The organism is Kribbella endophytica (assembly GCF_054781295.1).
The window spans coordinates 496903-520259 of sequence record NZ_BAAGUR010000004.1; the positions used below are offsets into that span (position 1 = coordinate 496903).

Here is a 23357-nt window from a genome sequence, read left to right on the forward strand (position 1 = left end):
TCAGACCCCCAGCTCGGCCGGCTGCGTCGTACCGGCGACTTGTTCGTCGGGGATGACGTAGAACGGGAAGACGAGGTTGCGCGGGTCGTTGCTGCCGAGGATCAGGTAGCCGACGTCGACCACCACGCGGCCCTGCTCGATCCGGTCGTAGCCGACGCCGACATCCTCGACCGAGATCCGCGGCTCCCAGCGTTCGAGGGCCTCGCGGACGTCGTACGCGATCTGTCCTGCGGTGGCCGCGTTCGCGGGGCCGAAGACGTGGTCGTGGATCCGGCAGCCGAACTCGGGCCGCATCGGCCGCTCACCGCGCGCGGTGCCGAGGATCAGACGGATCGCCTGCTCGATCTCGCGTTCGCGGGTGACCAGCGCGACCGCGCCGGTGGCGTCCGTGGTGACCGGGAAGGCCCACCCGGCGCCGATGAAGTCGGTGCTCATCTCATCCTCCGATCAGTACCGTCGGGGCGCCCAGGACGATCGGCGCGCCGCAGGCCGCGAGGTCGCCCATCCGCGCGGCGGGCATGCCGCCGATCAGCACGGTCGGGCAACCTGGTGGCGCGATCACGGTCGGCGGGTGCACGGCCGGTGGCGGGAACGAGCAGATGTGCGGCGTACCGACTGTTGCCGCGGGCAACCCGGCGATCAGTACGGTCGGTACGCCGGGAGGTGCGATCACTCCCGGATGTCCGGTCGGGTCGCCGACCCTGGCTGCTGCGGGCATGGCCGTCTCCTTGACTCAGTTGATCTTGACCAGGGCGGCCGACACCGAGCACAGGGCGCCGCCCTTGACCTCGGTGTTCGCGCTGCCTTCGAGGGTCGTGTTGGCGCCCTTGAGCTGCAGGTTGCCGGTGGCGGTGACCGAGACCTCGCCACCCTTGAGCTCGAGCTTGGCCGCGGCGGCGTCGATCACGACGCCCTTGCTGCCCTCGATCTTCACGGTCCCGTCGGCGTGCACGGTGATCGTCGTACTGGTCGCGTCGACCGAGACGCTGAGCTTGCCGTCACCGGTCTCCAGCGTGATGCCTTCCTTGCGGCCGTCCTGGTCGAGCAGGTCGATCCGGTGGCCGTTCCGCGACACGATCGACCGGCGGTTCACCGCGCCCGACCCGGAGTCGATCGGGTCGATGCCCTTGGCATCCGGTACGTCGACGCCGTTGTAGAGCCCGCCGAGCACGTACGGCCGGCGCAGGTCGCCCTGCTCGAACACGACCAGCACCTCGTCACCGACCTCGGGGATGATCAACGCGCCACGATCCTTCCCCGCGCCCGCGTGCACGGTTCGGGCCCAGGCGCTCACATAGTCGTCCGACAGCCACGGCAGCGTCACCTTCACGCGGCCGAGCTTCTCGGGGTCGTTGTTGTCGCTGACCTGACCGATCACGACCCCCGTCTGCGCCCGCTGCGCTGCCGCCGAGCCGGTCAGTCCGAGCAGGCTGCGGTCGTGCGCGCCGGTGACGGCGAACGACGTCGTGTAGCCCGTCGTCGGATCGATCCGATGCCTGGTCGTGGTCACCGTGTACTTGCCGTCGAACGGCGTACCGAGACCGTCGACAGTGATCGCCGCTCCGGCCTTCAGCGCCGGGTTGCCCTGGGCAACACCGGTGAACTCGGCGAACGCGCCGGCCAGCTCCTCAGCGATCGCGGCCGCGGCGGCGTCGACCTCCGACTGCGTGCGATGCGGTACGTCGGTCGCGACGTACACCTTGTCGCCGAAGGCGTGCGCGAAGTCGGCCGGACTCGCCTGCGGCAGCTCGGCGCTCCTGGTCTTGGACGGGCGCCTGGTCGTGAGCGCCTGCTTAGTCGACGTGTCCCAGCCGCGGACCTCGACCTCCTTCACCTGACCCGCCGAGGTGAGAACCGCGCGGAACCTGAGCAGGTCCGTGCCGAGCTTGAGCACGAGCGGGTTCTGTTCGTTGCTCGGCGCACCGGCTGCCGTCGCGGGCGGACCGAAGTTGAACTTGCCGTCGCGGACCGAGACCTCGTACCCGGCCTCGGCCGCCAGTGCGTCCAGCAGCTCCCAGTCGCTCGTCCCGGCCTGCGACACGTGCTCGTACACGGTCGTCGTCGACGCGATCGTGCCGTTGCTGAACCCGGCCCGCTGCGAGACCTTCTGCGCGATGTCCGACGCCGTCATCTGCAGGTAGCTGCCGGTCCCGCGTCCCCGGAACAATCGATGCGCGGGGTCGTAGCCTCGGATCACCGTGAACGATCCACCGGTGTCGAACTCGGCCTCCAGCGCGGTGATCTCGCCGGCCATCAGCAGCGCGGCGGTCTGGCTCGTACTGGTCAGCACCGAGATCCGCACCGGGGCACCGATCTTCGCGCCGGTCTTCGCCAGTACGACGTGGTCGCCGTCGCGGAACCTGATCTCGAACAGGTCCGGCAGGCGCTGGCTGTCGTCGACGTACACGGTGCTCAGCAGGTTGACGATGTCGGCCGGCAGCGGCGACCCGTTGATCTCGATCAGGCAGCTGTTGGTGATCGACATCAGACCAGCTCCTCGGCCGCGGGGAACACGACCACCGAGCCGCTCGGCAGGCGCATCGGGTCGTCGATCCCGTTGTAGCGGGCGATCGTGCGCCACATGCCGGGGTCGCCGTACTCGGTGTAGGCCAGGGACGCGAGGCTGTCACCGTCGATCATGCGGTGCGAACGGCGTACGGACTGACCGCCGGAGGTCGGGTTCTGCCGCCACGGCTCGTTCGGCATCTCCTCCATCGCGACGCTGCAGACCGCGCGGATCGGGACGCCGTCGGCACTGAACAGCGTGTACTTGACGCTGACCGACGTGACGAACGCCGGGAAGCTGGCGATCTTGCCCCACTGCAGCATCACCAGCGGCGGCGTCGGCTTGTCCTTGCCGCGGCTCTCCTCGGTCGGCACGCAGCAGCTGAACAGCTTCTCGACGGCGGTGACGACGCTGTTGTCCTGGTTGCCGGAGGCATCGAAAAACATCTCCACGGTCAGCTTGCACGGCTCCGCGCCGCTGAACTCCGGCGGACCGGCCGACTTCGCCTTCTTCGCGGGCTTGCGCTCCCACTTGGCCGACTTCTGGATCGTCACCTCCTTCGGGTTGAACTGGAACGGGATCTCGCCGCGGTCCTGGCCCTGCGAGCCTTCCTTAGTCGGGTCGAACAGCTTCAGCTTCGCCTTCTGCAGCGACTTCTTCTCCTCGGCCGGCGCCGCACCGCCACCACCGCCGGACGCCTTCAGCGCGATCGGGTCGGTCATCAGCCCACCTTCTCCGCGGTGAACCCGTGATGGGCGATCTCGAGGGTCTCCATCGCGACCTTCGGCGAGTCGAGGTTGAGCCCCGGGCCGGACCACTTGACCGGGATCACCCCGGCCAGCCGCCACATGGCGACCTTCTGCAGTCCCGCCGTCATCGCCGTGATGCTCCCGGTCGCGGGCTTTACGCCGGAGGTCATGCTCGCGAGCCAGGCCATCACCTCGGTGGTGTCCTGGCACAGCGGGCGGGTCAGCTTGATGTTGCTGTACTTGATCCGCGTCGGCAGCTGCCAGACGAACCCGTTCTGCCCGCCCTCCTCACGCTGCTCCAGCACGACCTCGAGCCCCAGCCCCTCACAACTGTTGAACGCGCCGAGCCGCTTGTCGTCGATCGTCACCCCGAAGCACACGGTCACGGCCGGTTCCGGATACTGCGGATTCATCCCGCCACTCCCCCTACCATCGGTCGGACACCCGTCCCGCACGCTCGCGATCCAGCCACAGCTCAGCCTTGAGCTTCGCGGTCAACGGCTCGTACAGCCGCTTCGCCAGTTCCTCGATCTCGGCCGCACTCACGGTCGCCTTCTTGGCTTCACCCGGAGCCGCCGCCGCTGCCGGTGGTGCTGCTGCCGCCGCGGGTGTTTCCTCAGCCGTCTGCACAACTTCCTCACTGAACATCCGCTGCAACGGCACGGACCGCACAGCCTCAGCCGGCTGAAAGCTGTCCTCCAAGGTCCAGGACAACGCCTCCCCCTCAGCACGAGCCTGTACGGCGCCCGCAGGCGACGCCTCCCGAGCGGGCTGCGGCATCACCGGCGCTCCCAGCGCCGGATGCCCATGCACCACCCGCTGAACCGCCGGCGTCGGTTCGCTCTCCTCGCTAGTTGCCCGCTGCACCAACTCCACCGCCCCCGAAAGCGGCGCACTCTGCCGCTGAACGCCCACCGGCGGCGGCCACAACAACCCAGCCCGCTGAACCTCCACAGGCCGGCCCGCAACCTGATGCTCAACAACGCGCCCCACCACCGGCCCAGCCTCAACCATCCGCTGAACAGCAGGTCCCGCCTCCAACCCACCCAGCGCAGCCACAAACGGCGAACGCCCAATCGGCTCCGAGTACCCCACCAACGGCACGTCCTGCTGCCCATGCCCATCCAAGGTGTGCTCACGCCCCACCTGCACCGAACGAGACACCACAGGCAGAGCCGCCGCCGACGACCGCGAGGCAAACCCCTGCGGCATCACAACCTCCGCACCTGCCAGGCCAACGCCCTCCACCTCCCGCTGTACGTGCGCTGCGCCCTCCATCCCCCACTGCGCGTGCGCTCCACCCTCCACCTCCCGCTGCACGTGTGCGCCCTGCCCGCGCCCCGCCGACTGCACCTGCGGGCCAGCCGGCACCTCCGACACAGCAGGCAGCCGCATCAACGTCGGAACCTGCGGCACGGACGGCACGGACGGCACGGACGGCACCTGCAGTACACGCGACACCGTGGGCACCTGCGGCGCGGACGGCACCTGCGGTCCACGCGACCCCATGTGCACCTGCGGCGCAGTCGGCACACCCGGCGACACCCTGGGCGCGCTCACCACCCGCGACACGACAGGCACCTGCGGTGCGGGCGACGAACTGGGCGCCTCCGGCATGCCCGTCGCCGGGGCCACCGTCCGCGACACCACGGACCCCTCCGACGCGACCTCACCCGACACGAGCGGCACCTGTGGTGCGGGCGCCCCGGTGTGCACCTCAGGCACTCGCTGCACCATCGACACATCCATCGCCCCCACCACCGGCGACACAGTGGGCACTCCCGAGCCACTCACCACGCGCGACACCGTGGCCACCTCCGAGCCGCTCACCACCCGCGACACCGTGGGCACCTCAGCCATGCTCGCCCCACCCGACACGAGCGGCACATGTAGTGCGCGCGACCCGGTAGCCATCTCCGGCACTTGCCGCACCGACACCTCCGACGCACTCACCGGCGACTCCGGGAGCCCCTCCGACCCGCTCACCACCCGCGACACGGTCGGCACCTCCGAGTCACTCACCACCCGCGACACGGTCGGCACCTCCGTCCCGCTCACCACCCGCGACACCGAGGGCACCTCCGCCGCGGTCGCCCCACCCGGCACGAGCGGTACATGTGGTGCGCGGGACCCGGTGGCCATCTCCGACACTTGCTGCACCGAAACCTCCGGCACATCCACCACCCGCGAAACCGTCGGCACCTCCGCCCCACTCCCCACACCCGACACCAGCGGCACATGTGGTGCGAGCGACCCGGTAGCCATATCCGACACCTGCCGCACCGACACCTCCGGCGCCTCCACCAACGTCTGCACCACCACCCCCGCACTCACCGGCACCGGCCGCACCTCCACCGCCGGCAACTCCGCAGCACCCAAACCACTTGCCACCGGCAACGAGTACGTCCGCTCAACCGGCGGCACCTTCTGCCCCACCGACTCCCCTTCGACAGCACGCTGCACCGCCGCACCCGAGAACCCCGACGGAAAACTCACCTTCTCACCGGAGACCGGCGTCGCATACCCACCGATCTCTCCCCCAGGCGCCTCCACATCCAGCGCATGCCCGAGCGGCGCCAGGAACCGCGGATCCTGATGCGCCGCCAACGACTCCCGGAACGAACTCACCGGCGCGACAGGCTGGATATCACCCACCGACCGCTGCAACGGCGGCAGATCAGCCCACGCCGCCCACGAACCACCACCATCACCGCCAACCGCCGACCCACCGGCAACCGCGGAAGCACCACCCGCCGACGCACCCGCCGACGCACCCGCCTCACCGCCGACACCACCCGCCGCCGTATCAACCTCCCCGCCGACACCAGCCGCCATACCAGCGTTGCCGCCGGCACCAGCCGCCGACGTCCCCGCCTCCCCGCCAGCACCAGACGCCGACGAAGAACCACCACCAGACCACCGGAAAGGCCACCGCATACCGTTCACCTCCCCGGCTGGACGCGCGTGTTCAGCTGCCCGATCTCCTCGACGAACCGCCGCCGCTCGGGGTGCTCGAGATCTAGAATCTCGTCCCGCGACCAGTGGAAGTGGTAGGCGACGTACGCGACCTCGGAGTACAGCTGATCAGGCGCGTACGTCACGATTCCCCCAGGCGCCCACCCGCCAGATCAACGGCGAACGCGTGCCCGCACTCCGGGCAGTCCACCCCGGCCCGAGTGTGCCCTTCCTGATTCACCCGCCGGTAGAGATCCTGCAGAAACGCCAAGTCAGCAGCGAACAGATCCTCAATAACTCCGGCATGAATCCCGGTCACACTCCCGAGCCGCGTGACAACGCGCCCAAGCAGCACCACCGTCAAGTACGCCGGGTTCTCACGCACCCGGTCGTCCCGCAGCGGCACCAGCTCGTCCCGAGCAGTCGCCAGCCGCATCACCCCGTCGCGATGCACAACCCCCGACCCGTCGACGTACCCCCGCGGCAGCACGAACGGAAACTCCGTCCGCAACGTCTCCTGCACCGGCGCCACAACAGCTTCAGCCGCAGAACCAACCACGGGAGCGTCGAGCGCCGCGGACGCCGTACGGCGCATCACTCCACCTCGAGCCGTTCACAGGTGACGACCAGCTTCTCGGTCATCACCGAGGTGTCGCCGGCCTTCATGGTGCCGATCTCGAGGCTCTTCGGCCACGCGTTGGTCAGCTTGTACCGCTTCAGCGGTGCGCCTTCGTAGTCGTACACGATGATCGCCCCGCCCTTGCGGACCGCGCCCATCTTGCCGAACTGCGAGTCCTTGATCCACTTGTCGAAACTGGTGTCGCCCGACAGCCCGCGGGTCAGCGTGATCTCCGGCGCCTTCCAGCGACCGGGCAGCTTCTTGATCACGTACTTGCCGTCGGCACCGTTCTCCTTGAGCTCGATCACGTCCTGCTCCATCTTCAGGCCGCTGATCTCGGTGATGCTCTTGATCTGGATGCCGTCGAACTCCAGCCCGAAGGAGTGACCGACACCGGAGTCCATGTCCGGAAGCGCCATGACTGGTTACCTTTCTCGCGTAATGAGGGTCACTCGCTGACCAGGCTGGTACCGCCGGAGAACTGCGACAGCCGGAAGACCACGAACTCGGCCGGCTTGACCGGCGCGACCCCGATCTCGCAGACCACCTGGCCGGCGTCGATGCCTTCGGACGGGTTGGTCTCGGCGTCGCACTTGACGAAGAACGCGTCGTCCGGCGTCTGGCCGAACAGGGCGCCGTTGCGCCACTCGTTCACCAGGAAGGCGGAGATCGTACGCCGTACGCGCGCCCACAGCGCTTCGTCGTTCGGCTCGAAGACGACCCAGTTCGTCCCGCTGAGGATCGACTCCTCCAGGTAGTTGAACAGCCGCCGCACGTTGAGGTACCGCCAGGCCGGATCGGACGACAGCGTCCGCGCGCCCCACACCCGGTTACCACGGCCCGGGAAGGTCCGCAGGACGTTGATGCCGACCGGGTTGAGCAGGTCGTGCTCGGCCTTGGTGATCTGGACCTCGAGGCTGACCGCGCCCCGGATGACCTCGTTCGCGGGCGCCTTGTGCACGCCGCGGGTGTCGTCGTTGCGGCCCCAGATCCCGGCCATGTGCCCACACGGCGGCATGAAGCCGAGCTGCCCGGTGCCCGGGTCGGCGGTCTTGATCCACGGGTAGTAGAGCGCGCCGAACGCCGAGTCGTAGCCGGCCTTGTCGACCAGCCACTCCTTCACCTGCTGGGCGTTGAGCCCGGGCGGCGCGTCGAGGATCGCGATCCGGTCGCCCATCAGCTCGCAGTGCCCGAGCATCGCGAGCTGGACCGCCTGGACGGTCTCCAGGTCGATCGCGCCCTGCTGGTACGCGCTCATCAGGTCCGGCACGCAGAGCATCGTGATCTCGTCGACCGCCTCCAGCCCACCCAGCCCGGTCCGGTCGGAGACGTCACCGACGTAGTCCTCGGCACTCAACCGAGGCGACGGTACGGCGGGCGCCGGCGGCGGCGCGTTCAGCGCGACCTCGCCGAGCGCCGGCTTGTCCAGCGCGGCGCCGGTGATCTCCTCGACCTTGACCAGCTTCGAGTTCGCGTTCACCACGGTGGCGACGTTCGTCTTGCCGCGCGACACGGTCAGCCGGTCGAACTCCTCGACCTGGGTGCCGTTCTGCTTCACGACGATCCGGAACATGTCCTCGGACGGATTGTCCCCGCCGGCCTCGGTGATCTCGACACTCACCTCGCCCGGCGCCTGCGCCGCGTCGAGCGCGACCACCCGGAACCGGCCGAGCATCGCCTGCGGCCCGGCGGGCAGCTCCTTGCGGCCACGCGCCGTCTTGCCGTCGCTGGCGTCGGCACCTCCACCGATTCGTACGACGTAGCAGTTGCCGCCGCCGTTCAGGAAGTACCCGTAGACGGACTGCGCCAGGTACGACCCGGGGACGAATCCCCCGAAGGTGTCCGTGAACGCGGTCCAGTTGCTGATCAACGTCGCGGTGTTGAAGGGGCCGTCCTCGGCGAGCCCGACGAACGCGGCCACCGCCGTACCGACGCCTTCGAGCGGGCGGGCGCCCGATTCGACTTCCTCCACGTACACACCTGGTGACAGGTACGTCGGCATGCTGCCCCTCCTCGATCAGGATTTGCTCCAGCCTGCGGCCGGGGCGCGGCGACCCGGGCGACCATGTGGACGCAGACCAGGGCACTCTCGAGTGCCCGAACGGGAAGCCGGCCGAGCCGGCAGGGCAGGACGCCGTACGACGTCAGCCCGGTGTCAGCAGTCGAGGTCGATCGGCCGCACGAAGGGATCGATCGAGGCCGAGTCGGCGTCCGCGGCGTCGGCGCGCGCGGTCGCCTCGGTGTCGTGCATCTCCTGCAGCTTGCTCGACATCTCGCTCTCCAGGCCGGCCTTCCCACAGCCCGTGATCGAGTACGGCCGCCGCGTCGTCCCGTTGTACGTGCGCAACCGCCGCGCGTGATCCTGCTCGTGCGGCCCGAGCACGTCCCGCAGGAATACCCGCACCCGCCGTTGCTGGCACGCACTCAACCCGTCGGGCATGCCAGGCATCCGGATGTCCACGTCCACGTGGTACGTCACCGCGAGCGTCCCGGTCGCCTTCAGACAAGGCTCCTCGTCCGAGCAGTCACAGTCCTTCGCCCGCACGACCTTCGGTTTCCCCACGACGCTCTTGCCGCCGTCGTAGTTCCCCTTGGTCTCCCCGTGCAGGCTCACACTCACCGGCCCACCCAGCAGCGCGACGGACACTGCCCGGTTGCCAGCCGTCTGCTGCAAAGCCAGCACCTGCTCGTACGGCGTACCAACAGCCGCACGCACAGCAGCCCCCGGCGGCACCTTCCGCCCGACGGCCTTCCGAACCCGAGCCTGCACACCCCCAGTGCACCCGCTCGCGACGCTGCTGTCTATCCCAACCTCAGCTCTCCTCCTCCTGAGCCTCTTCCTCCTCCCGCTGCACGAACGCTCCCTGCACCTCTTCCTCCTTCTCCTCCTCCTCCCGCTGAACCTCCGCGTCCCCGACCTCAGCCCGCTGAACCCCAGCCTCGTCCTCCTCATGCCGCTGCACGTCCGCATCCCCCGCAGCCACCCGCTGCACTCCCGGCGCAACAACCGCCGGCGCTGGCCCAGCCATCACCCTCTCGGCATTAGCCGAAGCCTCCCGCTCAAACCGATCCGACGGATCACTCACCTTGATCCCACCCGGCGCCGAAGTCCCCTCCACCGGCCCACTCCGCTGCTGCACCACATGCGTCAGCTCGTGCGCCAGCATCGTCTTCCCCGCATCCGACCCCGGGTCGTACTTGTCCCGCTGGAACACCACGTTGCTCCCCACGGTGTACGCATGCGCGTTCACCGCCTTCGCCGAGTCATGGGCGGCGGAGTCGTCATGCACCCGAACATCCGAGAAGTCATGCCCAAGACGCCCCTCCATCTCGCCGCGAACCTCAGGCTCCAATGCCCGCCCACCCGACGAGATCACCCCATGCACCGGCGACTTCTCCTCCTCCACCATCGCCGTCACCCCGCTGTTCCCCACAGCCCGCTGCAACCCGAGCATCCCCGCCCCACCCAGTACGTCGGTCCGCCCCTCAGCCCCAGCCTTCCCCACCTGATCACTCACCTGCTCCTCAACCCGCCCACCCTTGGGCCGCAGCGCGGCCTCCTCAGCATCAAACCCGTGCTCCCGCATGACGTTCTCCTTCCACCTCGGTGACTGCTACCTCCGGCCGGCCGCTCGCCGGGCGGTGATCTGGACGTGGACGTCGGTGTCGATGATCTCCAGGTCGAGATCGACCGGCTCCTCGTGCCCGCCGGTCGACCGGACGGTGTCGCCCAGTTCCATCTCGATCTGCTGCTCGGCGTAGAGCCGCGCGATCTGGCGAGCTTCGGCGGCGTTGCGAGCTCGCTCGACGATCTGCCGCTCGACGGATCCCGCCGCGCCACCGTCTCGGACGGCGTTGGCGATCCGGGCGAACCGCCGCGAGATCGACGTCCGCGGGTACAGGTCGCGGTTCTGACCAACCTCGTCGAGGTGCTCGACGTCGAGCGAGAACACGTCGCGGCCGCCGTACAGGGTCTGAATCGCCGACGCGGCTTCCCTCAGCCGGCGGTACAACGTCACTTCCTCCCGGGTCGCGACGGCCGCGTCGACCAACCGGTGGAACCGCTCTCCAGCGGTCCGCCGTTGAACAGCGGTCACCCCTGGCGCGGCCGCGATCCACCGATCACCCGACGACCGGATCCGCCGGACCGAGATCTCGCTCAGCCGGATCGGCACCGCGCGAGTCTGACCGACTGCCTCACCGCGGCGCGGCTGACGCCAGTTCTGGAAGCCTGCCATCGCGTCCTGACTGGTCTGTTCGGACACTTCTTCCCACAGCGTGGCGGCGTGCTCGGCATCAGCAGATTCCTCCAGCGGCACGGTGGGAGTGTCGGCATCCTCGCGCTGAACGTGGATGTGGAACGTTCCGGGTGTTCCCCCCGGCACGACGTCGGCCGACCGCAACCCGTGCCGCTGCCGCAGACCGGCCAGGCCGCTCCGCACGGACGCGACGGTCGCCTTCGGTGCCTTCAGTAACCCTGTGGCGTCCTTCACCGCTGTCTTGACGTCACCGCCCGTGATCCGATCCTTGGCCGCGGTCACCTTGCCCTTGGCCCATTCCTTGCCTTTCTCGACCTTGCCCTTGACCCAGGCCTTGCCTGCGGCGATCTTCGCCTTGGCCTTGCCGCCGATGGACTTGAGGCCCCGGATCACCGGCCCCGCCAGCTTCAGGCCGGTCTTGATGACGAAGTCCAAAGCCTTGTTTACCGGCTTCTGGAGTTTCTCGACGATCTCCCGGATCTTCTGCCCGATACCGCCGAGGCCGATCACGCTGGCCAGGAAGCCGATGATGATCGGGACCATCTGGCCCAGGACGTCGTTGATCTTGTTGACCACGCCGCCGACGTTGCCCTTGACGATGTCGGCGACCGAGTCGATCACGGTGTTGACGAACTTCAGGATCCGGCTGCCGTTGTTGACGAAGAACATCACCACGTCGTAGATCAGCTTGCAGGCCTTGATGAACGCGGCAGCGGGATTGAGCAGCCCGATCAGCCACGTGATGCCGGCAGTGATGATCTTGGTGATGACGAAGTCCTTGACCTGCTCGAGGATCATCTCCTTGATGTCGCCGAGCTTCTCCATCAGCATCTGCCACAGCCCCGCGATCCCTTCGCTGCGGAGCTTCTGGAAGATCTCGACGCCCTTCTCCATCGCCGTCATCGCCGGTTCGCCGACCTGCTTGACCAGCCGGTTGCGGATGTTCGCCCACGTCAGCCCGAACAGCGACAGCAGCAGCTGCAGAATCCCCCGTACGTCGAACTTGTCCGGCAACTGCACCCCGCCCTCGGCCAGGGCCCCGAACAGCCAGCTCATCAACCCCTTGCGCAGGTGGTCGACGATGTTGTCCTTGAACTTGAGGATGCCACCCTTGACCCCGTCGATCAGGTTCGACAGGAATCCGACCGGGTTCTTCACGATGTCGCCGACCACGCCCGCGACCCTGGCGAGCACGTTCTTCAGCATCCCGACCAGCTCGCGGATCGTGTTGATGACCGCCTTGATCGCGCCGATCGCCTTGTCGACCAGCCCCTTGTTCTCGGCCTGCAGCTCCTCGATCCGTTCGTCGAGGCCCTTGCGCGCCTCGGTGTACTTGCTCGCGAGCGACTCGACCAGCGCGTCCTGCTTGGAGTCGACGTCGCTCTCCAGCTGCTCGAACTTGTCGCCGATCTCGCTCGAGGCCTCCGACCCGATCTTCTGCAGGTCCTTCGGCAGGCTCTTCACGTACGCCGCGATGTCGCTGCGCCCCTTGGCGATCCGCGCCTTGGCCGCGGTCAGGTCCCCGCCGACGATGTCGGCCACCCGCGAGATCACACCGTCCATCTGCTTGAGGTACATCTCGCGGCCGGCGTCGTAGAACTCGTTGACCTTGTCCGGCATCCCGACCAGCTTGTCCTTGGCCCAGCGGAAGCCGCCCAGCCACCCGCCGTACCGGTCCTTCTTGAACGCCGACATCTTGGCGGCGACGTACCCCTCGAACGCGTTCCGCGCCTTCAGCTCGCCCTGCTCGAACTCGGCGTCGACCTTCGGGTCGATCCCGTCCAGGATCACCTTCACGTCGGCCTCGGCCGCGGTGAAGAGGTTCTGGATCGTCGTGGTGACCTCGGCGCGTTTCAGCTCGTCCTTCGACTTCGCCTTGCCCTTGTCGGCCACGAGCTTCGCCAGGGCCGCCGCCTTCGAGCCCTGCAGCCCGGCGACCCCGGTCTTGGTCTCCGCGCCGGCCTCGGTCTTGTTCTGCTCGATGACCTGCTGCTCCTGCGCCCGGAACGCGGCCGGTGCGGTGTCGGCGTGCGCCGCGGCGGTCTGCTTGTCGGCGAGCGCGCCCTGGAACTGCGGCTCGTTCGACTGCGCCAACTGCTGATCGGTGACCTCGGCCTCGGCCATCTCGCTGCTGGCCTCGTGCTTGCCCGCCTCCAGGTTGGTCTGCTCGGGCGGCGCGACCTTCGGAGCGGCACCACCCGCCGGGATCGCGGCCGCCTGACCGGGTTCCTCGGTCTCCAGCGGCGTGACCGGTTTCGCGACGCCCTTCGACGTGTCCGGCGGCGCGGCCGTCGCGGTCTCGATGTCCTTGGCCTGGCCCTCCTTGCCCTGGCCGACCATGCCCTTCAGCTCGCCCTTGACCTCGCCCGCCTTGCCCGACTCCTTGTACTCGTCGGCCTCCTCGAGCGTCTTCGGCGACTTCGCCTCGATCGCGGTCTTCACCGACGCGATGAACGCCTTCTTGTCGAACGTCCCGGCCTGCTGGGCGTCCATCGTGTCGGCCTTCGCCGCCTTGGCCTGACCGCTGAGATCGTCGGTCGGCGCCAGCGCGGCGTCCTGCGCCTCCTTGGCCTTCGACGCCGCCGGCGGGTGCGCCCGCTTGGCCTTGGCGAAGCCCTTCACGTTCCCGGTCACGCCGGTGAACGCCGGATCCTGCTCAGCTCGTACGCCGGTAGGCGGCGCCGGTGGCTCCAGCAGTTGCGCGCCCGACAACGGCGCCATCGCCGGCGCAGCGCCGCCACCACCCCCGCCGCCCGCAGGCGCGCCGCCGCTCGATCCCTTGCCCTTCCCACTCGCCTTGGCCGGTTTCGCCGCAGCCTTCCCCAACGGACTCACCGCCGGTACGGGCTTCGTCGGCGGCACTGGCTTCTTCGGCGCGACCGCCCCCGGCCCGAACCCGGTCTTCGTCACTGCCAGCGCCGACGCCGGCGGCCTGACGCCTTCGAGATCCACCGGTATGCCGGCCGCCTTGGCCGCCTTCAGCCCCTTCTCGACCGTGTCAACCGCGGGTTCGTCGTTCCGGATCTCCACCAGCGCCGCGTCGATGTCACCGGCCGCATCACCGCCCGGCGAGGTCAGCTTCGCCGCCATCAACGCGCTCACCGCCGCGTTACCCGCCTTCCGCTGCAACGCCAGCAGCCCCGGCGGGACTGCATCGCCGGACGGGCGGTCAGGCGTCGTACGCCGCTTGCCCTCGACCAGGGCTTCGGAGACCTTCGCCGCGGGACGGTCGCTCACGGCGTCGGCCCGTCCAGCATCGCGTAGTACCGGCCGAACTCGCGTTCCAGCACGAGCCGGCCGAGCTTGCGGTACTCCTGCCCGACCGCCGTGATCAGGTCGACCATCCGCACTGGCTGCCCTGACTCAGCGGCCAGGTAGGCCGCGCTCACCGAGGCCGACCGAATGTTGCCCCCGGCAAGCTCGAACGACTCCGCGCAGAACTCCAGCTCGAGGTCGTCCCCGAGCGGCAACGGCGGCGCCAGGCACTGCTGCCAGAGCCGCAGCCGCAGGTCGGGCGTCGGCGCGGGGAAATCGATGATCGCGTCCAGCCGGCGCGTGAACGCGTCGTCGATGTTGGACCGCAGGTTGGTCGCCAGGATCGCGAGCCCGTCGAAGCTCTCCAGCCGCTGCAGCAGGTAGGCGCTCTCGATGTTGGCGTACCGGTCGTGCGCGTCGCGGACGTCGCTGCGCTTGCCGAAGATCGCGTCGGCCTCGTCGAAGAACAGCACGGCGTTCACCCCGCCGGCCTCGCTGAAGATCCGCTCCAGGTTCTTCTCGGTCTCCCCGACGTACTTGTCCACGACCGTCGCCAGGTTGACCGTGTACAGGTCGAGCCCGAGCTCCGTCGCGATCACCTCGGCCGACATCGTCTTGCCGGTCCCTGAGTCGCCGGCGAACAAGGCCGTGACCCCACGGCCGCGTCCACCGCCGCGCCGCATTCGCCAGTCCGTCAGCACCGTGTCGCGGTGCCGAGCCCGAGCCGCGAGGCCTTGGAGTGCACGCCGTACGGCGGGAGCAAGAACCAGGTCGTCCCAGCCGACCTCCGGCTCGATCCTTCGCGCTAGCCGCTCGAGTCCGGCCGCGTTCTGAGCCCGTACGCCGCGACGCAGGTCGTCGGCGGTGATCGTCGTACCCGCCAGGAGTGCTGACGCGGCCGCGGTCTTGAAGACGTTCCGCACCTGTCCCGGCCCGAGCGCGAGATGCGACGCGAGGATCTCGGGGTCGAGCTCCGATTCGCGCAGGTGTTCGCGCCAGAGCTCGATCCGGTCGTGCGCGCCGAGCACGGGCGCGTCTACCGTCAACGGCGTCTCCGGACTCCACCGCGGGTCCCACGTCGTCGTACCGACGAAGAGCACCGGCAGCTCCCACCGGCTCAGCCGGTGCAATGACTCCAGCGACGCCTCGGCCAATGCCTCTACTGGCCCCACGACGAGTCCCGCGTCCTGCAGCAAGGCCTCGCGCCCAGCGATCACCGCGAGGCCGAGCGGGTCCGGGTCGCGTGCCATCAAGGTCAGGTCGATCGCGACCACGCCCCGACCCGCCGCCGCCAACGCCGCCGCGGCGATCGACTGCCCGGTCCCCACCTCGTGCTCCCGCAGATGAACCAGCCGTACGCCGGCCGCCAGGCTCCGGCCGAGATCCGCACTCACGTCCGTCTTGTACGCCGTCAGCTCCGCGAGCATCGGCATCAGCCGGTGATCGGGCAGATCGTCCCCGAGCAGGTGCGCGGCGACCCGGTCCGGCACCCGGATCGCGCGAGTCAGGAACGGCCGCTCCGGATCCTCGACGATCAGCAGTCCGCGATCGACCAGCGGCCCACCCGGCAGCAAGCGGCCGCGAGCGAGCGAGGACATCGAGGAGGCCCCAACAAGCTCCAACGCAAGCCCCACGCTCGGCCGCCGCCGGGTCACGTCGTCGTTGAGATACCCGTAGAGCCGTTCAAACCGGCTGTCCAGATCAGGCAGCAACGCGATCACCAGCAGCTCGGTGTCCAGCTCGGACAACCCCGCAGTCGATGCCAACCGCCGCAACCGAATCACGTTGCCCTCAGCAACATATTCGTCCGCCGACCGTTCCAGCGCGGACGCCGCCCCGGCCTGATCCGCAGCCAGTGCCCGACCAGCCGGAAGCGCGGCAATCGCCGCACCCGCCTCGCTGCTGAGCAGCCGGTCAACCAACTCGTCGTTCACGTACAAACCGCGGAACGGATCATCCATCGACGGATCGTCCGCCCGGCGCGCAGCAACAAGCGCCCGGATCCGGTCCTCGACCAGCCCCAGCCGCGCCAAGAGATAGTCCAACCCGTGCACCGTCACCCAGACCTCTTCCGCGGCCGCCGCGGATTGGAGCGCGATGCGCCGCCGGCATCGCGCAACACACCGCCTGCTTCCTTCCGCCGTACCCCGCCGGCCTGCTCACGCGCCGCACCACCGGCATCCCCACGCTCCGCACCACCGACTCCCGCACGCGCCGCACCGCCGGCCTCCTCGCGCGCCGCACCTCCAACTCCCGCACGCACCGCACCATCGGGATCCTCACCCGCCGCACCACCGACTCCCCCGCGCACCGCACCACCCGCGTCGTCGCGGGGCGTACCACCGGCGTTCTCGCTAGGCGTACCGTCAGCCTCTACGCGCGCCGCAGCGCCTGGTTCCTCCGGCGGCGTACGGCGTGCTGGCACGCGCGCTGTACCGCCGGTCACCTCGGCCGCGGTGCCGACTGCTTCCCTGCCCGCCTCACCGCGGCCGCCCTCACACGCAGCATCGGCTGCTTCCCCGCCCGCCGCACCGCCGGTCACCTCCCAGGCAGCACCGCCCGCGTCCTCACCCGCCGCACCCCGGGCCTCCTCACGCGCCACACCGGCTGCTTGCCCGCGCGCTGTTCCGCTCGCTTCCCCGCGCACCGCGCGACCCGCATGGTCGTGCGGCGGGCAGCCGTCGTCTGTGCCGCCCATCGACATCCGCGGCGTTTGATCGACCAACGCCGCCGCCTCGTGGACGCGGCCGGTCGGAGTCGGAGTGCAAACGACCAGATCGAGCGACAGCTTCAGCCCGCCACCCAGAGCGGCCCACACATCGGCGTACGAGCGGTCCTCTGGCGCCGGCAGAGTGATCGAGACCGGCACGGACAGATCCAGCTCAGCTGGCATCGCCGCGTCGTCCGCACGGCGCTCGGCGACGAGCGCCCGGATCCGGGCCTCGCCCAGAACCAGTCGCGCTAGCAGATAGTCCAACCCGTGCCCTGTCACCCGGACCTCTTCCGCGGCCGCCGTGGATTGGCACGCGATGCGCCGCCGGCTTCCTCGGACGCCGTGCCGCTGTCGCCTTCACGCGCCGTACCGCCGGCATCCCCACTCGCCGCCCCATCCGCTCCCCCGCGCGACGTACCGCCACCATCCCCGCGTGATGTGCCGCCGGCTCCCCCGCGTGGTGTACCGCCTGCTTCCTCGCGAGGTGGCCAGCCGTCGGTGCCGCCCATCGATACCCGCGGCGGCTGATCGATCAGGGTCGCCGCCTCGTAGACGCGGCCCGTCGGGGTTGGTGCGCAGACCACCAGGTCGAGCGACGGCTTCAGCTCGCCGCCGAGGGCGGACCACACGTCGGCGAACGAGCGGTCTTCCGGCGGCGGCAGGGCGATCGAGACTGGCACCGACAGGCCCAGTTCGGCGAGCGGGCCGGTGACGAGGTCGGTGGGTAGCGCGTCGTGGCGCAGGAAGCAGGAGAGCAGGCCGGACAGCAGGCGGTGCTCGTCTTCGGGCCGTTGGGTCCAGGCTGTGACCAGGTACGACAGCTTGAAGTAGCGGGGTGGCAGGTGCCGGGCGGTAATCCGCCGGTCGTCGTCGTACTCGTTCAGCAGGCCGCGCTCGCGCCGGCGCAGGTCCTCGCGGATGTCGTACAGGTAGACGTCGATCGTGGGCGCGTTGCGGCGGCTCGACCACTCCTTGGTCGGGGCGTCGAACACGACTTCGACGTCCCGCGCGCCGATCGCTTCGCGCTGGATCAGGGCCTGCAGCGCCGAGTCCACCTCTTGGATCACGTCATCGAGTGTTCGGCTGGTACGCCGTCCGTAGGCAGCAGCCCGGGGTCGAGCCCGGGGCACCGTCGACTGCCCGACCGTGGCACTGCCCGCTGCCCGATCGGGCACCGCGCCATGCACCGGCAGTCAGGCGACGCCGTGGGGCTGCCGGGCTTAGCCTGAAGCCGACGATCACGCCGCCTGCCGCCCGCCTGCCCTTTCCTAGTTGAGGGTACAAGCGGAGGGCCGGATGGCGGCTGAGTTATCCACAGGGCCGGCGTTGGTCCGCTCAAAGCGGCGGAGGGGGAGGTTGCGTGACGGACCCAGTGCTGCGGCTGGAGACTGCGCAGTTGACTGCCGAGCCTGGCGGGCAGGCTCGCGCGGAGTTCACCGTGCTCAATCCTGGGACGATCGTCGAGAGTTACAGCTTGGATGTTGTCGGTGAGCAGCCGATGCCGTGGGCTGAGATCACGCCCGCGGTGTTGTCGGTCTATCCGCAGCAGCAGGAGACCGCGACGGTTGTGTTCAATCCGCCGACGGGTCCGACCGGGCCGGGCGGCACGGTGGCGTTCGGGATCCGGGCCAAGTCGCAGGTCGATCCGTCGAACAGCGCGGTGGTCGAGGGGCAGCTCGAGATCGGGCGGGTGTTCGGGTTGCAGGCCAAGCTGACGCCGGTCACGTCGTCCGGGCGTTGGCGCGGGCTGCACACCGTCCAGATCAGCAACTGGGGGAACTCCCCCGCCAGGCTGCGGATCGTCGCGTCCGATCCGGATCAGGCGCTCGGGTTCCTCGTACGGCCCGACGTCGTCGACGTGCCGCTGGGTGCGACGGTGACCGCGCGGATCAAGGCCCGGACTCGCAAGCCGGTACTCCGAGGATCGCCGACACGCCTGCCGTTCAAGGTCGTCGGCGAACCCGATCCCCCTCCACCACCCGGTACGCCGGTGCCCGCCGGCGCCGATCCGTCGCGGCCCGTGGTCGACGGCGCGTTCAACCAGAAGCCGATCCTCACCCGCGGCGTGATCACGGCCGCGACGCTGGTCGGCGCGGCGCTGATCGGCGTACTGGTCTTCGCCCTGACACGCGGCGGCCCAGCGCCCACGCCGACAGGTGACGGCACCACCGTCCCCGCGACGCCTGTGCTGACCGCGAAGGCCGGCGGCCCGGGCACCATCGCTCTCGTGTGGGCGACCGTGCCCAACATCGACTCGTACGCGCTGCACTTCGTCGACGCGGGCGGGAACGTCAACAAGTCCGAGCGCAACGTCGACGTCAAGCAGACCGCGAAGAACGTCGAAGGGCTGCAGGGCAGCACCAAGTACTGCTTCATGCTGAGCGCGGTCAACGGTGAGCTGGAGGGTCCGCCGTCGGCCGTGGCCTGTGCGACCACGGTCGCGGCGCCGGTGACACCGACATCTGGTGCGGTCTCGAGCGCACCGCCGACCACCGGCGCACCGACAGGCGGTCCCACTGAAGGCCCCACCAGCGGGCCGCCGCCGACCTCGGGCACAACGCCGGGCGGTACGCCGTCAGGTCCGGCGACCGTCGGGCCGGACAGTCCCCCGTTCACCCCGGGTCAGTGGATCGCCGCGGTCAACTTCCAGCCCGGCGCGACCGGGATCGCCGAGCAGACCGCCAAGGATCTGGCCGCCCGCTTGAAGAACGCCGGCGTCGACGCGAAGGTTTTGCATGCCACCGGCAACTATCCCGGGCTGGTCAAGGCCGACCGGAAGACACCGCTGGCCGACGACTGGGTCGTCTACATCGGACCGTCGGCCACGCCCGATCAGGCCGTCACCGTCTGCAAGTCCGAAGCCGTGCAGAAGGTGCACAGGGGCGAATGTCTGCCCTACCAACCGGGCCAGGCCCCGAGCTAACGGGGGCGACTCTGCACCGCGAGGCTAGTGATCGCCGCGACCGGCTGAGCGGCTCCCGCCCGGCCGGGGTACGTCGCGCCGATCGCGATCGTCAGGTCCTTGACCGGTACGCCGGTGTCGAGCTCGAGCTTCTGAACGTCCGCGCTGTCCTTGAGCGCCACCTCCTGGCAACGACCCTCGGACAGCACCAGCAGCACACTCGGACGGAACTGCAACGGCCGCCGGGCATCCGTCGCAGGCAGCCCGGCCAGTACGTCGAGCCGACGGACTCGGACCGCTTCCGGGAAGGAAAGGCGGATCGTCCCCTGGGCCGCGGCCTTCCCGCTGCAGCCCTCCAGCGGCACGACGACGTTGGTCGCCCACGGAGTCGCCCAGGCGTCGTCGAGTGGAGCCGAGGTGAGCGCCTCGATGCTGTAGCCACCCGCGGCGATGGACTCGGGTGGAGCAGCTGCGACGGCGGCCAGCTCGACCGGGACCAAGGTGCCGCGGACGTCGTTCACGCGGTCCTTCGCCCAGGTCACCGGGTTGGTGCCGACGACCGACAGCAGCACCCATGCGACCGCGATCGCGCCGACGGCGACGATCACGCGGCGCCAGCGGTAGAGCGGCGGCAGGCTGCGGCGGTAGTCGCGGCGCGCGCGGCGATCCTTCGGGTCCCAGAAGCGTTGCCACCAGCCGTGTTTCGCCACGGCTTGCGGCGCTTGGCCGCTGGACGCCGATGGGTGCAGCGCCCTGCCGCACTTGCGGCAGAAGCGGAGGGTTTGCGCGTTGGGGATCCCGCATTGCGGGCAGGCCATTTCGCCTGGCTTCGGGCGACCGGAGTCGTCCTCGTACGGCGGGCGCGGGGCCTGCGCGTGGGTCTCCGGGAGGATCGCGGTCTGCCCGGTCGCAGCCTGGCCCGACGCGGACATGCTGGACTGGCTGGCCGTCGACTGCCCAGGCCCCGAGTGGCCGGCTGCGGACTGCTCGATCGCAGGCTGGCGGACGGTGGGCTGCTCGTCGGGAGCAGCCTGGTCCCAACCCAGGTACACGCCGCAGTACAGACAGAAGGCCGAGCCGGCCGGATTGCGTTCCCCACAGGCGGTGCAGACGTCCTCGTTCATCGCGACCTCCCCCTTGCAGCCGAGTATGGCACTAGCCTTTGCTGCACGGTGAGATCGAAGGGGGGCTTCGTGATCCGATGATCAACTGCGAGAACTGCGGTCGCGCGAACGACGACGACGCTATTTTCTGTACGTCGTGCAATCAGTACCTGGCCTGGTCCAGTACCAAGCCGGAGCAACCAGCCGCGCCTGAGCCGGTCGCATCGCCGACACCGGACCTTGTCACACCTGAGCCTGTCGCATCCGAGCCCGTGCCGCCGCCACCACTTGTTGAGCCCCCACGACCTGTGGCCCCTCCGCCTGTCCCAGCACCTGTGGAACCTCGCCAGGTCCCGCCAACTGCCGAACCACCGCCCCGCCCCGCAACCAACGTCGGTCTGCTGATCGCGGCGATCGACGAAGGCAAAACCCTGACCCAGGACCGAAAGCGCCCCGACCTCGCCGCCCGCCTGGACACCGCCAAGGCCAAGCTCGACTCCCGGACCCTGACCGCGGTCGTCGTCGGCGAGTTCAAGCGTGGCAAGAGCACCCTCGTCAACGCCCTCCTGCAAACCGCCGTCTGCCCGGTCGACGCCGACATCGTCACCGCCGTACCCACCCTCGTCCGGTACGGCGAACAACCGGGCCTCACGGCGTACCGCCAGATCGACACCGGCCAAGCCCCCGTCGGTTACCCCGCACCCCTCAACCAGATCGCGCAGCTCGTCTCCGAATCGACCAACACCCACGAGCAAGGCCGCCTTCAGTCGGTCACGGTCGAAGTCCCCCACCGCATGCTCCGCTCCGGCCTGAGCCTGCTCGACACCCCCGGCGTCGGCGGCCTCGACTCCGTGCACGGCCAACTCACCCTCGCCGCGCTCGCCTCGGCCGACGCGATCCTGTTCGTCACCGACGCCGCGCAGGAACTCACCGCTCCCGAACTCGAGTTCCTCAAGACAGCCCTCTCCCGCTGCCCGGCTGCGGCGCTGGTCATCACCAAGACCGACCTGTACGGCCACTGGCGACGCATCGTCGAACTCAACACCGCCCACCTGGCCGCCGCCGGCATCGACCTGCCGATCCTGCCCGTCTCGTCCTTCCTCCGGCTCCGCGCCGCGCAACGCCCAGAACTCAACCAGGAATCAGGATTCGCCCCACTCGTCGAGTTCCTCGCCACGGCGGTCGTCGTGCCCGGTACGACGCGCGCAGCCGCCGCCGTCGCGCAGGAGGTCGACTTCGTCGCGACTCAGCTCGCGCAGGAATCGGACGCCGAGCGCGTCGTACTGACCAAGCCCGAGAGCCGGCCTGAGGTCTTCGCCAAGCTGACCCGCGCTCGCGACCGCGCCGCGAACCTCACCGAGGTCAGCGCGACCTGGCAGCTGACGCTGTCCGACGGGATCGCCGACCTAGTCGCCGATGTCGAGCACGACCTGCAGAGCCGCCTGCGCACGGTGATGCGGGACGCCGAGACCATCATCGACCAGGGCGACCCGAACGAGACCTGGGCCGACACCGAGGTCTGGCTGCGCCGCCAGGTCGCCGTCGTCGGCGTCGCGAACCGCGACCTGCTGATCGAGCGCGCCCGCGACCTCGGCGACCGCGTCGCCGAGGCGTTCGACCTGGAGGCCGGCACCGAGATCGAGGTCGACCTGTCGGACTCCATCACCGATCTGGACCAGTTCGAGCTCGCCTCGGTCGCCACCTTGTCGATGCCGGGCGGACGTCTCGCCGCGCTGCTGATGACCGGCCGGGCCGGGATCATCGTCCCGATGGTCGTCGTCACGCTCGGCGGACTGATCCTCCCGCCGCTGGCCGTCGCCGGAGTCGCGACCGCACTCGGTGCCGGCATCGGCGGCAAGCTGCTCAGGGACGAGCGCAAACGTCAGCGCACCTACCGCCAGCAACAGGCCAAGGCCGCCGTACGCCGGTACGTCGACGAGGTGGCGTTCGTGATGAACAAGGACACCCGGGACGGCCTGCGCCGGACCCAGCGCCGACTGCGCGACGACTTCCAGGAACGCGCAGGCCTGATCCACCGCTCGGCCGGTGCCGCGCTCACCGCCGCGGACCGCACTGCGAAGCTCGCTCCGGCCGAGCAGTCGGCGCGCGCCGCTCAACTGTCGGTCGAAGGAGACCGGTTGCGGTCGATGCGATCCGGACTCCGCGAGGTCGCGATGGCCGGCGTACGCCCAGCAGTCGGAGCGGCCGTCGGACTCGGCGTCGGTGCGACAGTCCACGCGATCGTCAGCGACGACGACCAGGCAGACGACGATGACTGACGGACGGACCCGGACGA

General features: G+C 69.5%; 19 protein-coding genes. 2 read left to right on the top strand and 17 right to left on the bottom strand.

What is annotated here, in order from left to right:
• The 16 genes from ACYVIO_RS34105 to ACYVIO_RS34180 all read right to left on the bottom strand — a co-directional run bounded on the left by ACYVIO_RS34105 (position 1) and on the right by ACYVIO_RS34180 (position 18123).
• A complete protein-coding gene (locus tag ACYVIO_RS34105) occupies positions 1-435 on the bottom strand; it encodes a GPW/gp25 family protein (RefSeq protein WP_460655072.1) in 435 nt (144 codons plus the stop codon).
• A gap of 1 nt (position 436) precedes the next feature.
• Positions 437-718, bottom strand: coding sequence for a PAAR domain-containing protein (locus ACYVIO_RS34110; protein WP_460655073.1), 282 nt, complete (start codon positions 716-718; stop codon positions 437-439).
• A gap of 15 nt (positions 719-733) precedes the next feature.
• The gene (locus ACYVIO_RS34115) at positions 734-2485 is read right to left on the bottom strand and encodes a VgrG-related protein (RefSeq protein WP_460655074.1); all 1752 of its coding nucleotides are present in this window, start codon (positions 2483-2485) and stop codon (positions 734-736) included.
• Entirely contained in the window at positions 2485-3228 is a 744-nt protein-coding gene (locus ACYVIO_RS34120) for a CIS tube protein (RefSeq protein WP_460655075.1), read from the bottom strand. The genes ACYVIO_RS34115 and ACYVIO_RS34120 overlap by 1 nt, the downstream gene beginning before the upstream one ends.
• Entirely contained in the window at positions 3228-3668 is a 441-nt protein-coding gene (locus tag ACYVIO_RS34125) for a phage tail protein (RefSeq protein ID WP_460655076.1), read from the bottom strand. Before ACYVIO_RS34125 ends, ACYVIO_RS34120 begins: the two co-directional genes overlap by 1 nt.
• 13 nt (positions 3669-3681) lie before the next feature.
• Entirely contained in the window at positions 3682-6192 is a 2511-nt protein-coding gene (locus ACYVIO_RS34130; RefSeq protein ID WP_460655077.1) for a hypothetical protein, read from the bottom strand.
• A 5-nt stretch (positions 6193-6197) separates the two neighbouring features.
• Positions 6198-6356 carry a DUF6760 family protein gene (locus ACYVIO_RS34135; RefSeq protein ID WP_460655078.1) on the bottom strand — a complete coding sequence of 53 codons (159 nt, stop codon included), beginning with the start codon at positions 6354-6356 and terminating at the stop codon, positions 6198-6200.
• Entirely contained in the window at positions 6353-6805 is a 453-nt protein-coding gene (locus ACYVIO_RS34140) for a hypothetical protein (RefSeq protein ID WP_460655079.1), read from the bottom strand. The genes ACYVIO_RS34135 and ACYVIO_RS34140 overlap by 4 nt, the downstream gene beginning before the upstream one ends.
• The gene (locus tag ACYVIO_RS34145; protein WP_460655080.1) at positions 6805-7248 is read right to left on the bottom strand and encodes a phage tail protein; all 444 of its coding nucleotides are present in this window, start codon (positions 7246-7248) and stop codon (positions 6805-6807) included. Before ACYVIO_RS34145 ends, ACYVIO_RS34140 begins: the two co-directional genes overlap by 1 nt.
• A gap of 29 nt (positions 7249-7277) precedes the next feature.
• Positions 7278-8831 (bottom strand): phage tail sheath family protein, encoded by a 1554-nt coding sequence (locus tag ACYVIO_RS34150; RefSeq protein ID WP_460655081.1) that lies wholly within the window; start codon positions 8829-8831, stop codon positions 7278-7280.
• 153 nt (positions 8832-8984) lie between these two features.
• Complete coding sequence (locus ACYVIO_RS34155; RefSeq protein WP_460655082.1) at positions 8985-9599, bottom strand: hypothetical protein; 615 nt, start codon at positions 9597-9599, stop codon at positions 8985-8987.
• 43 nt (positions 9600-9642) lie between these two features.
• On the bottom strand, positions 9643-10416 hold the full coding sequence (locus ACYVIO_RS34160; RefSeq protein WP_460655083.1) for an eCIS core domain-containing protein: 774 nt from the start codon (positions 10414-10416) through the stop codon (positions 9643-9645).
• Positions 10417-10443: 27 nt separating this feature from the next.
• Positions 10444-14325 (bottom strand): phage tail protein, encoded by a 3882-nt coding sequence (locus ACYVIO_RS34165; protein ID WP_460655084.1) that lies wholly within the window; start codon positions 14323-14325, stop codon positions 10444-10446.
• Entirely contained in the window at positions 14322-16397 is a 2076-nt protein-coding gene (locus ACYVIO_RS34170) for an ATP-binding protein (protein WP_460655468.1), read from the bottom strand. The genes ACYVIO_RS34165 and ACYVIO_RS34170 overlap by 4 nt, the downstream gene beginning before the upstream one ends.
• 2 nt (positions 16398-16399) lie before the next feature.
• The gene (locus tag ACYVIO_RS34175) at positions 16400-17335 is read right to left on the bottom strand and encodes a Pvc16 family protein (RefSeq protein ID WP_460655085.1); all 936 of its coding nucleotides are present in this window, start codon (positions 17333-17335) and stop codon (positions 16400-16402) included.
• Positions 17332-18123: a Pvc16 family protein gene (locus ACYVIO_RS34180; protein ID WP_460655086.1), complete on the bottom strand. Its 792-nt coding sequence runs from the start codon at positions 18121-18123 to the stop codon at positions 17332-17334. The genes ACYVIO_RS34175 and ACYVIO_RS34180 overlap by 4 nt, the downstream gene beginning before the upstream one ends.
• A 293-nt stretch (positions 18124-18416) precedes the next feature.
• Here ACYVIO_RS34180 and ACYVIO_RS34185 point away from each other — a divergent pair, with 293 nt between their 5' ends.
• A complete protein-coding gene (locus tag ACYVIO_RS34185) occupies positions 18417-19979 on the top strand; it encodes a fibronectin type III domain-containing protein (RefSeq protein WP_460655087.1) in 1563 nt (520 codons plus the stop codon).
• Here the strand turns inward: ACYVIO_RS34185 and ACYVIO_RS34190 are convergent.
• Positions 19976-21082, bottom strand: a complete 1107-nt coding sequence (locus tag ACYVIO_RS34190) for a zinc ribbon domain-containing protein (protein ID WP_460655088.1) — start codon at positions 21080-21082, stop codon at positions 19976-19978. The two genes, ACYVIO_RS34185 and ACYVIO_RS34190, sit on opposite strands and share 4 nt — an antisense overlap.
• A gap of 314 nt (positions 21083-21396) precedes the next feature.
• Here ACYVIO_RS34190 and ACYVIO_RS34195 point away from each other — a divergent pair, with 314 nt between their 5' ends.
• Positions 21397-23340 carry a dynamin family protein gene (locus ACYVIO_RS34195; RefSeq protein ID WP_460655089.1) on the top strand — a complete coding sequence of 648 codons (1944 nt, stop codon included), beginning with the start codon at positions 21397-21399 and terminating at the stop codon, positions 23338-23340.
• Positions 23341-23357 lie beyond the last annotated feature (17 nt).

Bases quoted from the DNA above. Each gene is read 5' to 3' on its own strand.
- ACYVIO_RS34105 (WP_460655072.1), bottom strand. From the start codon at position 435: ATGAGCACCGACTTCATCGGCGCCGGGTGGGCCTTCCCGGTCACCACG.
- ACYVIO_RS34110 (WP_460655073.1), bottom strand. From the start codon at position 718: ATGCCCGCAGCAGCCAGGGTCGGCGACCCGACCGGACATCCGGGAGTG.
- ACYVIO_RS34115 (WP_460655074.1), bottom strand. From the start codon at position 2,485: ATGTCGATCACCAACAGCTGCCTGATCGAGATCAACGGGTCGCCGCTG.
- ACYVIO_RS34120 (WP_460655075.1), bottom strand. From the start codon at position 3,228: ATGACCGACCCGATCGCGCTGAAGGCGTCCGGCGGTGGTGGCGGTGCG.
- ACYVIO_RS34125 (WP_460655076.1), bottom strand. From the start codon at position 3,668: ATGAATCCGCAGTATCCGGAACCGGCCGTGACCGTGTGCTTCGGGGTG.
- ACYVIO_RS34130 (WP_460655077.1), bottom strand. From the start codon at position 6,192: ATGCGGTGGCCTTTCCGGTGGTCTGGTGGTGGTTCTTCGTCGGCGTCT.
- ACYVIO_RS34140 (WP_460655079.1), bottom strand. From the start codon at position 6,805: ATGCGCCGTACGGCGTCCGCGGCGCTCGACGCTCCCGTGGTTGGTTCT.
- ACYVIO_RS34145 (WP_460655080.1), bottom strand. From the start codon at position 7,248: ATGGCGCTTCCGGACATGGACTCCGGTGTCGGTCACTCCTTCGGGCTG.
- ACYVIO_RS34150 (WP_460655081.1), bottom strand. From the start codon at position 8,831: ATGCCGACGTACCTGTCACCAGGTGTGTACGTGGAGGAAGTCGAATCG.
- ACYVIO_RS34160 (WP_460655083.1), bottom strand. From the start codon at position 10,416: ATGCGGGAGCACGGGTTTGATGCTGAGGAGGCCGCGCTGCGGCCCAAG.
- ACYVIO_RS34190 (WP_460655088.1), bottom strand. From the start codon at position 21,082: ATGAACGAGGACGTCTGCACCGCCTGTGGGGAACGCAATCCGGCCGGC.